The organism is Pseudomonas sp. GW821-FHT09A09, from assembly GCF_059418405.1.
The window spans coordinates 162489-175048 of sequence record NZ_JBWKPU010000001.1 but is presented as its reverse complement, the minus strand read 5'-3'; the positions used below and the strand labels follow the sequence as shown (position 1 = coordinate 175048).

Sequence of the window (12560 nt, the reverse complement as noted above, 5' to 3'; positions counted from 1 at the left end):
TCCAGCCAGGAAACGCACTTTTCCCCCTCCCACCGACGGGCTCTGCATGCTTTTTCTGCGCAACAGAAGAAGGCGAGAAATCAAAGCTCCGAGCCACGTGGTACGGGAGACTCGATAGATCAATTCCGATTGCACGACAGGAGAGGTTTTGAAATGAAGTGAGGTAGTGCCTCATAGAGATGCCGCTTTCGACGCATAAAGAACAGTGATGCTCCACCGACTACCACAGGGCAAAAATATGAAAAATCCTCTATCAGGCTTACTTTTAGCCACCCGGCGCTGCCCACTCATGGCGTAATGATCAAACCCAGCGGCGGTGACAACCAGGGCTTCCATGTCATCAGGTATGCCCTTTACTTGATTACGGCCTGTTCATAAGCCTGCATCTCGCCAAAAGCCTCCCCTGCTACGATGCAGTCAATCAGTACAAGCAAGGAGGATTTATGGATATCAGCAAGCTCAGAGTGGGGAAGCGTGTCAGCGTCCCCCGGGAGAAGCTCCAACAGGGCAAGCCTTGGGAGGAGCCCTACGGAACGATAGTGGGAAGCTACGATGCAAACGGCGTTTCAGTGCGTCTCGACGGCGAATGCGCAACCGTCATCAGAGTCCGGCCTGAAGACCTGGATGAAGAATAAAAAACGTCCACAAAATGTCCACACCCAGCAGGAAAATGCGCCCCTTATATCCCGTATATCCTTGAAAAACCTGGGCTCTACGGCGAGCCCTAACGGATACTGGTGCTCTGCATGGACTTGTAATCAGTAGGTCCCGGGTTCGACTCCTGGTGCCGGCACCATATAAGACGAAGCCCCTGCAGAAATGCAGGGGCTTTGTTGTTTCTGGGGTTTGGGTGAACGTCCACAAAACGTCCACGCGTAAGGGCGTAATTGATTATGGGGTGAAGGTATTGGAGTCGCCTGAAACGTCCATGTAATAGGTTGTTGATGCAGTGACTGAACCGACGCTATCGCGGGCAAGCCCGGCTCCCACAAAAAAGCGCCCCAGCCTGTGAAGACTGGGGCGCTTTTTGAAGGTCAGGCAAACTGCCCGCCTTGCCTGCGCAGGTAAACCATCTGCGCAGCCACCCCCACCACCAGCGCCAACGCAATCCCCCCCTGCGCCCCAATCAACACCGGCGACTGCAAATCCGTCACAAACGGATGCCCATCCGGCACTCTGCGCAACGTCTCGGAGACCGTCGGCACCATCAGGAAAAACGCGGTCAGGCTCAGGAAGATCGTTTCCAGATACGCCCGCGCCCTACCCAGCCAGCTGACATATCCCACGCCATACCCCGCCAGCAGCAGTGCAATGGTGATGACGCCAATCGCGTTGCTGACCGGTTGCTTCGCGACCAGGAACACGGTGAAACCACCGATCAGCATGGATGCCAGGTAGAGCACACCTGGCGTCGAGCGGGGGACGATGCGGCCGTGGCGGATGAACATGTAGGCGGCCAGTGGAATGGCCGGCAGGCTGCCGAGGGTGTGTAGCCAGCCGAGGGCGGAGATTCCGAACATGGTGGGGTTCTCGTTTAATTGGACGATAGGCATAAACGGCTGATGTGTGGCGGTTGCGTTCTGCTTGGCCCAGCGCGCTATGATCTTGGGCTCAGCTTAGTGAAGGCGTAGTCGGACCAACATGACGAATCCCCTCGAAAACTTGATCATTCATCCGGAAATGCAGTTAGAGGGGCTGGCCAAAGGGGATCTGCTGTCCCAAGTGCTGGCGCAGATCCGTCTGACGGGCGATCGGGTGTATTCCGCGGCACTGGTGGAAGCGCAATGCCTTGAACTGGATGAGAAGAGCGCGCACATCGGCGTGCTTCAGCAAGGTCGGTTGCTTCTGGAGGGCGCCGGTCAGCCCACCACGATGCTTGAGCAGGGCGATATCATTCTGCTGCCCCATGACCCCACGGGCATCACGATCACGGCGGTCGACGGGCCGGCGACGGTGGTGATCTGTCGGTTCTGGTTCGACGCGAGCAGTTTCCAGGCGATGCTGTTCGCCCTGCCCCGGTTGATTCATCTTCGACACGCCGACGCCGCGCCGTGGTCGGAAGGGATTTTGCATTTCATGTTGCTTGAGGCCCACGACACGCAACCGGGCGGTGCGTTGATGATTTCGCGCCTGATCGACCTGGTGGTGATCCGCATCTTGCGCACCTGGGTGCATCAGGGTGCCGCGTCGGGATGGCTGGGTGGGTTGTCGGATGCGCGTATCGCCCGCGCACTGAGGGCCATTCATGAGACACCGGGGCAGCAGTGGCGCATTGATGCGCTGGCTGATCTGGCAGGCATGTCGCGCTCCAATTTCTGTGAGCGCTTCAGTTCATTGATCGGGCGTTCGCCGTTGCGCTATCAGAATGAGTGGCGGCTGACCCTGGCGAAGACCCTGTTGTCGCAGCACGACAGTCGAATCGGTGAGGTGGGTTTCGCGGTGGGTTATGAATCGGAGGCGGCTTTCAGTCGTGCCTACAAGGCCTTCTTTGGCCGCTCGCCACGGGAGGACAACGCCCGGCCGGGTTAGGCCGGGCGTGTGGATCAATGACCGGCGCTTTGCCCGCCGTCCACGTGGAGAATCTCGCCGGTGACGAACGCGGCGGTCTCCAGGTAGATGATCGCCTGGGCGATATCACTCACCTCCCCCATATGCCCCACAGGGTGCAGTTGCCCCAGCGCGGCGTGGGTTTCCTCGCCGTGCATGGGCGTCTTGATGATGCCCGGGCTTACGGCGTTCACGCGGATGCCGCGCTTGGCGTATTCAATCGCCAGTGATTTGGTTGCCGAGTTCAACCCGCCTTTGGTGAGGTTGGCAAGCACCGAGGGCACGCCGTCGATGGCGTGGTCGGCGAGGCTGGTGGTGACGTTGACCACATGGCCGGCGCGGTTCTTTTCCATCTCGGCGATGGCGAGCTGGGTGATATAGAAGAAGCCGTTGAGGTTCACCGCGAGGACGTTGGCGTAGTCCTCAGGCGTGTAGGCGGTGAACGGCTTGGCGATGAAGATGCCGGCGTTGTTGATCAGGCTGTCGATACGCCCGAAGGTGGCCAGGGCTTCACGGACCACGCGCTGGGCGGTGGCGGGGTCAGCGATGTCGCCGGCCACGGTAAGAATGTTCGGGTCGGTGGACGGCTGGATCGAACGCGAGGTGGCGACCACGCGGTAATCGAGGGCGCGATAGGCCTGGACCACAGCGGCGCCGATACCTTGGGAGGCGCCGGTAATGATGACGACTTTGCTCATGATGCTTCTCCAGAAGAGGCTTGGGATTTGCGGTATTCGGTGGTGGTGATGCCGGCGTAGCCCCAGTTATCGGTGTCGACTTCTTCAATGACGATGTGGGTCAGGTCCGGGCGTTTGTGCAGGACGCGTTCGAGGGTTTCGGTGAATTCGGCGATGACCTGGGCTTTTTGCTCCGGGGTAACGCCATCACGGGTGATGCGCAGGCTGACAAAGGGCATGGCAGAGGCTCCAGTGGTCGGGCATCGGGATGATGGGCCGGCAGTGGAGCCAATTTAGGCGTGCGCCATTGAGGGATAAAGGTGGCGCGGAGTACTTCATTAGTGATGCGGTGTAACAAGTGTTCACGCCACTTCCACAAGATTTCACACCCGCCCGCGATACTGGCTAAGTAGCATCGCCTGGTGTTCCCCTCAAACCCTCAACGCGCATCCTGACGATGCAAGGAGCTCCAATGTCGTGCGTTCCTCCTTCCTGCGGCGGCGGCAGCAAGCCACCGGCCACCAGCGGGACCGGCAGCACCAACAATGCCGATTCGGCGATTGCCAAGATGGAAGCCACGTTCAACATGGCGATCGAGAAGTCGGCAAAGATCACCGAAATCAGCACGGCCAAAAAGGCCGAGCTGGACGCCACCAAACAGCGTCCGCAAAACTGAAGTGAAGGGCGGGCAGCGCTTGGGCGCTGCTTGCTTCGCACACACATTCCCGCTTTTTTCGCGCCCTCGCCTGGCTGTTTTCCTGTGCAAAAGCCAGGCATAAAAAAACCCCGAACCAGTCGGGGTTTTTATCGCCTTGGATCAGGCGCTACATGCGATCAATCAGAACACGTTGATCGGGTAGTCAGCGAACAGACGCAGTTCGTTACCACCTACGTTGTAGTTGCTGGCGTTGTTGGAGACGCGCAACCACGAGGCTCGAGCACGCAGGCTCAGGTCTTTGGCCGGGCCGCTCTGAACGACGTATTTGAACTGGTTGAAGATTTCACGCTCGGTGCCACTGCCGCGGTTGGAACCGTCATCAATGTTGGTGCCACGCACGTAGGCGATGTTGTAGGTCAGGCCAGGCACGCCGAAGGCGCTGAAGTCCAGGCCGTAGCCGGCTTGCCAGGAGCGCTCGTCCTTGCCGTTGAAGTCAGACCAGTAGGAGTTGGCCAGCAGGATGGTGTTGCCACCGTCGCCGATGCCGCTGTCCTTGGTGTTGTTGCGGTAGCCGCCGTACAGGTAACCGGTGTCACCGGTGCTGCGCTGGTGGGCCACGGTGAAGCTGTGCGGGCCGACAGCCCAGGTAGCGCCCAGGCTCCAGATCTTGTTGTCGCGGGCGTCAGCGTCACCTTGGGTCAGCTGGGCGAAGCTCTTGTCCAGCTTGGTTTTGTAGCCGTTGAAGTCAAAGGTCAGCGATTGCTTCTCTGGCAGGGCCAGCACGTAGTTGACGTTGACGTATTGCTTCTTCAGCACGTCTTCCATGTCGGAAGCGTACAGGGCAGCCGACAGGCTTTCGGTGAATTTGTAGCTACCACCGATGTAGTCGATGCTTTTCAGGCGGCCGCTGTCGGTGCCTTCAGCCGCTTTCTGGGCTTCCTTGGTGAAGTGACCGGCGTCCAGTTGCAGACCGGCGATCTCTTTGGAAACGATCGAAGTACCGGTGTAGGTCTCGGACAGCAGGCGGGAGTTGTCGTATTCCAGCACCGGTACGGCCGGGAACTGATCACCGTACTTGAGCACAGTGTTGGAGACGCGGAACTTCACGGCAGCGCCGCCTTTGGACAGGTCACGGGCTGCTTCGCCGCTGTCGCCCTGCTTGAAGAAGTTGATGCCGCCCGCGCCGCTGCGACCTTTACCACCGTCCAGGCGGATAGCGTATTGGCCGATGGCGTCCACACCCACACCGACGGTGCCTTGGGTGAAGCCGGACTCGAACTTGCCGATGAAACCCTGGCCCCATTCGGCTTTGTCTTGCTTGCCGTTTTTGTAGTCACGGCTGATGTAGGCATTGCGTGCTGCGATGTTCAGGTGGCTGTCTTCAACAAAACCCTTGGATTGCTCCTGGTCGTTGGCCATTGCCTGAGTGGCGCTCAAAATCCCCAGAGCGATCAGACCCATCCGTTGCTTCAACATTTTCTTGTATTCCTTATTACTGGTTGAGTACGCGCTGTGACACCAGGCTCCGTGTTGCTTTTCTGGTGTCGACTTTTTCCAGAAAAAAGAAGGCCCGCGGACGACTGAACTGCCGCGGGCCTTTTTTTATTGGATGAGTCATGGCGGTTAGCCACAGGCGTTGGGCGCAATCCTATGCGCGCGTTGAACTATGTGTCAATTTCGTGAATCGTCTGTATTTAGGCGAAATAATTCTAAGCAACGTCCTACGGCAGGTCGCGAAAAGTCCGTAATCCTTCCAAATACCCCCAAAAAACACATGCGGTAACACATTTCCAGACGACATCTTTGGTAATGGATAACGCGCGCAAATGCAAAGCATTACCATTCGCGCGCATTTTTCCCTCCCAAACTTTCTGGATACATGCCTTCATGCCTGCCTATCGCCTGACGCCCATCACCCTTGGGCTTTCTGTTTTGCTGTCTGCCGGTTTTGCCTGTGCGGCCACGGTTTTGCCTGAAACCTCAGTCAGCGCAGAAGCTGACGAAGACGACCCACGCGTCAGGGAAACCAACACCGCCACCCGCACCGCCACCTCGGTGCGTTATGTCCCCCAGGCGATCGACTCGGTGAAAACCGAAAGCCTGCGTTCCTACGGCACCAATGACCTGGGCCAGGCACTGAGCGGCATCCCCAACGTGAGCAGCGGCGCCGACACGCGTTTCGACAGCCTGCGCATCCGCGGTTTTGACGCCAGCAATGACTTCTATCTCGACGGCATTCGAGACGACAGCCAATACGTGCGCGACCTGCACAACATCGAGCGCATCGAAGTGCTCAAGGGGCCAGCGGCAGTGCTTTACGGGCGAGGCGGCCAGGGAGGGATCGTCAACCGTGTGAGCAAGCTGCCCCAAGCCGGGCACAAATCGAGCATCGAAGCCCAGGGCGGCAGCGATGATTTGCGCAGCCTGTACGCCGACCTCAGCACCGACCCCACCGAAAACATCAGCCTGCGCCTGAACATGGGCAACCAGGACAACAACAGCTTCCGCGATGGCGTCAGTGGCAACCGCCAGTTGTTCGCGCCGTCCATGAGTTGGCAGCTCACGCCCGACCTGAACTGGCTGGTGCAATACGAATACAGCCGCTACAACCGCACACCCGACCGAGGCATCCCTGGGGTCAACGGCCGGCCGGCGGATGTGAGCCGTAGCACCACCTACTTCGATAACCACGACTACATCGACGACAAATCCCAGTCCCTGCGTTCCAAACTCGCCTACGAGCTGAACAACAACTGGCAACTGCGCCATACCCTGGGCGTGTTCAAGCTCAACAGCGATTTCGATAACACCTACCAGACCGGCTACTCCGCCGCGACCAACCAGGTCACGCGCCAACACTGGCAGCAGGACCTGAACACCCGCAACGTGTTCAACAACCTTGAACTGGAAGGCGGCTTCGACACTTACGGCCTGGAGCATCGCCTGCTCACCGGCCTTGAGCTGGGCAGCCAGCGCCGTGACCCAAAACTCTACACCGCGGCTACCAGCGGCCCCGGTCGGCAGGCCGTGCCGAGCCTGGACCTCAACCACCCCAACCGCAACCTGCGCCATACCGGACGCATGAGCGTCTCCAGCAACAACCACACCCAAGTCGAAAGCCGCGCGCTGTATGTGCAGGACCAGCTGCGCCTCAATGACCAGTGGCAATTGCTCGGTGGCTTGCGTTACGACCACTTCGAAGTGGACACCACCAACAAGATTCTCAACACCCAGCAAGCCGTCGAGAGCCACAGCACCAGCCCGCGTGTCGGCGTGGTATGGACGCCGGTGGAGCATCACTCGTTCTATGCCTCGTGGAGCAAGACCTTCTCGCCAGCAGGCGGCGGCTTGATCGGTATCACTCCAAACGCGGCCGGCAGCGTCAACGACCTGAGCCCCGAGCTGACCAAACAAAAGGAAATCGGGGTCAAGAGCGACTGGCTCGACGATCGCCTGAGTACCACCCTGGCCGTGTACGAATTGGAACTCTACAACCGACGCACCGCCGACCCGCTGAACCGCACCATCACCCTGCTCACCGGCCTGCAGCGCTCACGCGGCGTGGAGCTGACGGCCACAGGCAAGATCGTCGGCAACTGGTATGTGCGCGGCGGCATCGGCCTGCAAGATGCCAAGGTCGAGAAGGACAACAACGGCTTTGAAGGCAAGCGCGTCAGCGATGTGGCCAAGCGCAATGGCAGCCTGTTCCTCACCTGGAAACCGGAAATGGGCTGGTACGCCGAAACCGGCCTGACCCTGGTGGGCGATCGTTATGCCGACAACCTCAACACCGTGGTGTTGCCGGGTTATGGCCGATGGGATGCGTTGGTCGGCTTGCGCCAGAAGGAATGGGATGTGCGCGCGGCGCTGAACAACATCGCCGACAAAAACTACTACGCCTCGGCGACCAGCGTGGCGCAGATCCAACCGGGTGAACCGCGCAGCCTCGTCGTAACGGGCACCTACAGCTTCTAACGCACACCACTCCCTCGTAGGAGCCGGCTTGCCGGCGATGGCGGCCTGAAGCCTTGCAGTGATTTAACTGCCAACATCGCCAGCAAGCCGGCTCCTACAAAGGCGCCATCAATTCGCACAAGGCGTGCACTTCATCTTCGCTGAACAACCCCACCGGGTAACGTTCGCTCATCACACTGCGCAGGTCAGGCTGTTGCCTGATCTGCCGCGAGCCATTTGCCTTCAACCAGAGCGCCAGCGCGTGGATTGCGTCACCGTTGACCCGCAGTGGGTGGAACGTGCGCGTGTACATCAGGTTGATATCGGCATTCATTTCAGCGCTCTCTCCTACTGCGTGAGCGGCTAACTTACTCAAGGTTTGTGACAGAACTGCGCAGTCATCACCTTGGGTCACTGTCGCAACACCGATACAAGAGCTATGCCAATGTCCCGTGTTTATGGGCATTCGGACACAAAAAAGCCCGCGACCTTGCTAGGCCGCGGGCTTGCTGTAGGCGCTGAAACCGAGTAGCACCCGATCGCCGGTCAGGCGTTGTTACAACTGCACTCAGTTTTTGTGCGGGGCTGGCTGTTGTTGGGTCAGGCAATGGATATTGCCGCCACCCAGTAACAGTTCACGGCCCGGCACCATCACCACTTCGTGCTGCGGGAACAGGTTCTGCAGGATTTCCTTGGCCTGGCTGTCCAGCGGGTCGTCGAAGCTCGGGGCGATGATGCCGCCGTTGACGATCAGGAAGTTGACGTAGGAACCGGCCAGGCGCACGGTCGGGTTACGCTCCTGGCTGCCGTCCACCGGGTCCACGCCCGCGCATTCTTCTTCGGTGGCATACAGCGGCCCCGGAATCGGCATCTTGTGCACTGTGAACGAGCGGCCCTTGGCGTCAGTGCTGCTTTGCAGCACGTCCATGGCGGCGTGGCAGCGAGCGTAGTTCGGGTCTTGCGGGTCATCGGTCCAGGCCAGCAGCACTTCGCCGGGGCGCACGTAGCAGCAGAAGTTATCCACATGGCCGTCGGTTTCGTCGTTGAACAGGCCATCCGGCAGCCAGATGACCTTATCCACCGCCAGGTTGGCGCTGAGCACCGCCTCGATTTCCCCACGGTTCAGGTGCGGGTTGCGGTTGTGGTTCAACAGGCACTCTTCGGTGGTGATCACCGTACCTTCGCCGTCGACGTGGATCGAACCACCTTCCAGCACAAAACCTTCGGTGCGATAACGCGGTGCGCGCTCGATCTCGAGAATCTTGCCGCCTACCTGGGAGTCACGGTTCCACGGTGCATACAAGCCACCCTCAAAACCGCCCCAGGCGTTGAAATCCCAGTTCACGCCGCGCACTTCGCCACTGTTATTGATGACGAACGTCGGGCCGGTATCGCGCACCCAGGCGTCATCATTGGACATTTCCACCACACGGATATTGGGCACATCCAGGCGTGCGCGAGCGTTTTCGTACTGGCCAGCAGAGACTGCCACGGTCACCGGCTCAAAACGCGCAATCGCCTTGGCCACCGCGACATGCGCCGCCTGCGCCGGCTTGCCGCCCAGGCGCCAGTTGTCTGGGCGCTCGGGCCAGATCATCCAGGTTTGGGTCTGTGGCGCCCACTCGGCAGGCATATGAAAGCCATCGGCGCGGGGCGTGCTGTGCAGGGTGGTCATGGCGTTCAAGACTCCAAATGGGGTAAATGCCGACTTTATAACGGATATAAATCGGCTTTAGAAGCGACAAAAAATAATAAAGGCGAAATATGACATTAAATAGCCGATAACAATCGACTATCTACAACTGCTCATCCAGCACCTTCGACAGCATGTCGACAAAGAAATCCACGCTGCGTTGGGTCGTGACCATCGGCGGCTTGATCTTGAGGATGTTCAGGTAGTCGCCCGTCGGCTGCATGAAGATCCCCAGCTCGCGCAGGCGATCGCACAGCAGCGCGGTTTCTTCAGTCGCTGGTTCCAGGGTTTGTCGATTACGCACCAGCTCCAGGCCCAAGTAGAAGCCGGAACCGTGGACCGCCCCCACCAAGGGGTGACGATCGATCAGTGCTTCCAGGCGCGCCTTGAAATGCCCACCGACCACCTGGGCGTTTTCCCACAGCTTTTCTTCTTCCATGACATCCAGCACCGCCATGCCAATCCGGCAACTGACTGGACTACCGCCTGACGACGAGAAGAAATACCCTTCGGCCTCCAGCGCCTCGGCGATTTCGCGCCGGGTAATCACCGCGCCCAACGGCTGGCCGTTGCCCATGCCTTTGGCCATGGTGATGATGTCGGGCACCACGCCCTGCTCCTCGAAGCCCCAGAAAAAGTGCCCCATGCGGCCGTAACCCACCTGCACCTCATCGGCAATGCACACACCGCCCTTAGCGCGCACCAACCCGTACACCTGCTGCAAGTAACCGGGTGGCAAGGAGATGCCACCGGCATTGCCATACACCGGCTCACAGATGAAACCGGCCAATTGGCGTTTGCTCGCGGCGATTTTCGCCAGGTTGTGTTCCACGCTTCGCACGTAATCCGGGGCGCTGTCCTGCCCACGGAACTCACCACGATAGGTATTCGGCGCCGTCACAGGGTGCACCCACTCCGGGCGGCTGCTCAGGGCCTGGGGGTTGTCGGCAATCGAGGTGGACACCGCATCCGCCGCCACCGACCAGCCGTGATACGCCTCCAGCACGCTGAGCATGTCGCGACCGCCGCTGTAGGCCCAGGCCAGGCGGATCGCCAGATCGTTGGCCTCGGTGCCGCTGTTGACCAGGAACACTCGGTCCATGCCCTCCGGCGCCAGCGCCAGCAAGCGTTCGGAAAACTCGGCAATCGCTGCATAGTGAAAACGCGAGTTGGTATTGAGCAGCGACCATTGCCGCGCCGCCACTGCCGCCATGCGCGGATGGCCATGCCCCAGCACCGCCACGTTGTTGAGCATGTCCAGATAGGACCGGCCCTGCATGTCGATCAAGTGATTGCGCCACCCGCGCTCGATGCGCGGCGGGTCGACGTAATAGTGTTTCTGCGAGCGGGCGAAGCTGGCGTCGCGCCTCGCCAACAGAGCCTCAGGGTCGAGTTCGGGCTCGGCATCACAGGCCAACCCCAGCAGCTCGGCCGGCGAGGGGCACAGCGCCTGCCACGCCGCGGCCCGGGACGGTGTGCAGAACAAGGGCGGCTCAAGGTCGCCAAGGCACAACTGGACGATCAGCGGAGCCTGGACCTCACCCAGTACCTGCCCCTTCACCAATGTCGAGCCTTGAGCCAGCGTGGTTTTTCCTCCCCACAGGCGCAGGCTCGCCTGGGCGCCGTGCAAGCACAGCAAACCGTCAGCCCCCAAGTGAAGCGTCCCGGCGAACGGGGCTTCCAACACGGTGCCGTGGGAAAGATGCAGTTCCACGTGCAAAGGCAATGTCTGCGGCTCAACGGCACTGTCCGGGCAAGTGCGCGACAAGCGGTATTGCCCATAACGGCTGGCCGCAAGCCCGTGCACCCTCGCGGCTTCATCCAATAAATGCCGGTCGATGCCCGGTTGCTCCCAATTACCCGCCTCAAAATGCGGGCTGAGCACGCCCAGGTCGATCAACGCAAACTCACGCCCGACCAGGCCTGGCAGCAACGGTGCGAAATCCTGGTTGGCTATCGTTGGCAACGTCTCGCCAACGCAACGCAGGATTGCCGCCTCCATCAGTTCAAACGGCACCGACGTCGCAACGTGGAAGATTTCCCACTCGTGCTCGGCGTTTTTCAGTAGATACGTGTTGTCCGGGTCCAGCCGTTGCTGTTGCTCGCTGCTCAACACCAGCACCGCCGCGCGGGCGACAATCAACGGCCACAGCGCTTGCAACTCTTCGCGCAGCAACGGCGTGACCGCGTGACAGGCCTGGATCGCCGGCAAAATGGCAAACGGATCGCCCTCGGCATGGTGCAGCAGCGCCGCGCAGGTCACCGACAGGTCGGCAATACGCCAGGTGTGCACCAGGTCGCCAAAATCAATCACGCCCTGGACCTGCCAACGCCGCTGGGCGTCGCGCTGCCACACCACATTGTCGTCGGTGATATCCATGTGCACCGCTTGCCAGGGCAGGCGCGGGGCCAACGGCCGGATGGCGGCGTCCACGTGTTCGGCCACCTGTTCCAGCGCGGCACGATGGGGCAAGTCTTGCAGGGTCGCCAGCAGGTGGGTGATCAGTTCCAGGGCGTGGCGCGGGTCCCATTGCAGGGTACGTTCCAGGCCGGGGTGCGTGAAATCGGCCAACGCCAGGCTCATCCGCCCGCACAGTTCGCCAAAGCCTGCGATCACATCGCGGCCCAGGTGCGGGAGGTGGGTCAATGGCTCGCCATCGATATAGTCGAGCAGCCGCAAGTGAACGGTTTGGCCGCCAATGCTCTCGGTCAGTAACGCTTCACCTGTCTTAGCCGCAATCACCTTTGGGACACGCAATTGGCCCTGCAGGTATTCAAGGGCCGCATGCTGGGCCTCAAGCTCCACGGCGGCATAGTCGCCCCGGCAGATTTTCAGAACAAATCGACCACGGGTGCTGTCGATCTTGTAATTGAGGTCCTGCTGGCTGCCCAAGGACTGCAACGTGCCAGCGAGGTCGTAATGCTGCAACAGCAGCTGGGCTGCCTGATCAGGGCCCACTTGCGGGCAAGGCAAACTGGCGCGATGGATCAACGTGGCGAGCAGCATTGTGACGACCTCTGTTTTTTTAGG

The 12560-nt window shown here is 60.2% G+C and carries 11 protein-coding genes; 4 read left to right on the top strand and 7 right to left on the bottom strand.

Features of this window, described 5'->3' with window-relative positions:
- Window positions 1-443 precede the first annotated feature (443 nt).
- Entirely contained in the window at window positions 444-635 is a 192-nt protein-coding gene (locus AC07OV_RS00715) for a hypothetical protein (protein ID WP_495091253.1), read from the top strand.
- Window positions 636-1034: 399 nt separating this feature from the next.
- Here the strand turns inward: AC07OV_RS00715 and AC07OV_RS00710 are convergent, their stop codons facing one another.
- On the bottom strand, window positions 1035-1520 hold the full coding sequence (locus AC07OV_RS00710; protein WP_495091252.1) for a hypothetical protein: 486 nt from the start codon (window positions 1518-1520) through the stop codon (window positions 1035-1037).
- Window positions 1521-1641: 121 nt separating this feature from the next.
- Here AC07OV_RS00710 and AC07OV_RS00705 point away from each other — a divergent pair, with 121 nt between their 5' ends.
- The gene (locus AC07OV_RS00705) at window positions 1642-2529 is read left to right on the top strand and encodes an AraC family transcriptional regulator (RefSeq protein ID WP_495091251.1); all 888 of its coding nucleotides are present in this window, start codon (window positions 1642-1644) and stop codon (window positions 2527-2529) included.
- A gap of 14 nt (window positions 2530-2543) precedes the next feature.
- On the opposite strand, the gene AC07OV_RS00700 is transcribed toward AC07OV_RS00705, so the two are convergent.
- A complete protein-coding gene (locus AC07OV_RS00700; RefSeq protein ID WP_495091250.1) occupies window positions 2544-3245 on the bottom strand; it encodes an SDR family NAD(P)-dependent oxidoreductase in 702 nt (233 codons plus the stop codon).
- On the bottom strand, window positions 3242-3463 hold the full coding sequence (locus AC07OV_RS00695; RefSeq protein WP_176997326.1) for a tautomerase family protein: 222 nt from the start codon (window positions 3461-3463) through the stop codon (window positions 3242-3244). Before AC07OV_RS00695 ends, AC07OV_RS00700 begins: the two co-directional genes overlap by 4 nt.
- 233 nt (window positions 3464-3696) lie before the next feature.
- On the opposite strand from AC07OV_RS00695, the gene AC07OV_RS00690 reads away from it, so the two are divergent.
- A complete protein-coding gene (locus AC07OV_RS00690; RefSeq protein WP_176997040.1) occupies window positions 3697-3900 on the top strand; it encodes a hypothetical protein in 204 nt (67 codons plus the stop codon).
- A 162-nt stretch (window positions 3901-4062) separates the two neighbouring features.
- Here the strand turns inward: AC07OV_RS00690 and AC07OV_RS00685 are convergent, their stop codons facing one another.
- Window positions 4063-5358 carry an OprD family porin gene (locus AC07OV_RS00685; protein ID WP_176997327.1) on the bottom strand — a complete coding sequence of 432 codons (1296 nt, stop codon included), beginning with the start codon at window positions 5356-5358 and terminating at the stop codon, window positions 4063-4065.
- A gap of 411 nt (window positions 5359-5769) precedes the next feature.
- Here AC07OV_RS00685 and AC07OV_RS00680 point away from each other — a divergent pair, with 411 nt between their 5' ends.
- Window positions 5770-7857, top strand: a complete 2088-nt coding sequence (locus AC07OV_RS00680; RefSeq protein WP_495091249.1) for a TonB-dependent receptor — start codon at window positions 5770-5772, stop codon at window positions 7855-7857.
- Between the two features lie 94 nt (window positions 7858-7951).
- Here AC07OV_RS00680 and AC07OV_RS00675 read toward each other — a convergent pair whose 3' ends face one another.
- The 3 genes from AC07OV_RS00675 to AC07OV_RS00665 all read right to left on the bottom strand — a co-directional run bounded on the left by AC07OV_RS00675 (window position 7952) and on the right by AC07OV_RS00665 (window position 12536).
- The gene (locus AC07OV_RS00675; RefSeq protein ID WP_494996105.1) at window positions 7952-8170 is read right to left on the bottom strand and encodes a hypothetical protein; all 219 of its coding nucleotides are present in this window, start codon (window positions 8168-8170) and stop codon (window positions 7952-7954) included.
- Window positions 8171-8404: 234 nt separating this feature from the next.
- Window positions 8405-9511, bottom strand: a complete 1107-nt coding sequence (aguA, locus tag AC07OV_RS00670; protein WP_495091248.1) for an agmatine deiminase — start codon at window positions 9509-9511, stop codon at window positions 8405-8407.
- A 121-nt stretch (window positions 9512-9632) separates the two neighbouring features.
- Window positions 9633-12536, bottom strand: coding sequence for an aminotransferase (locus tag AC07OV_RS00665; protein WP_495091247.1), 2904 nt, complete (start codon window positions 12534-12536; stop codon window positions 9633-9635).
- Window positions 12537-12560 lie beyond the last annotated feature (24 nt).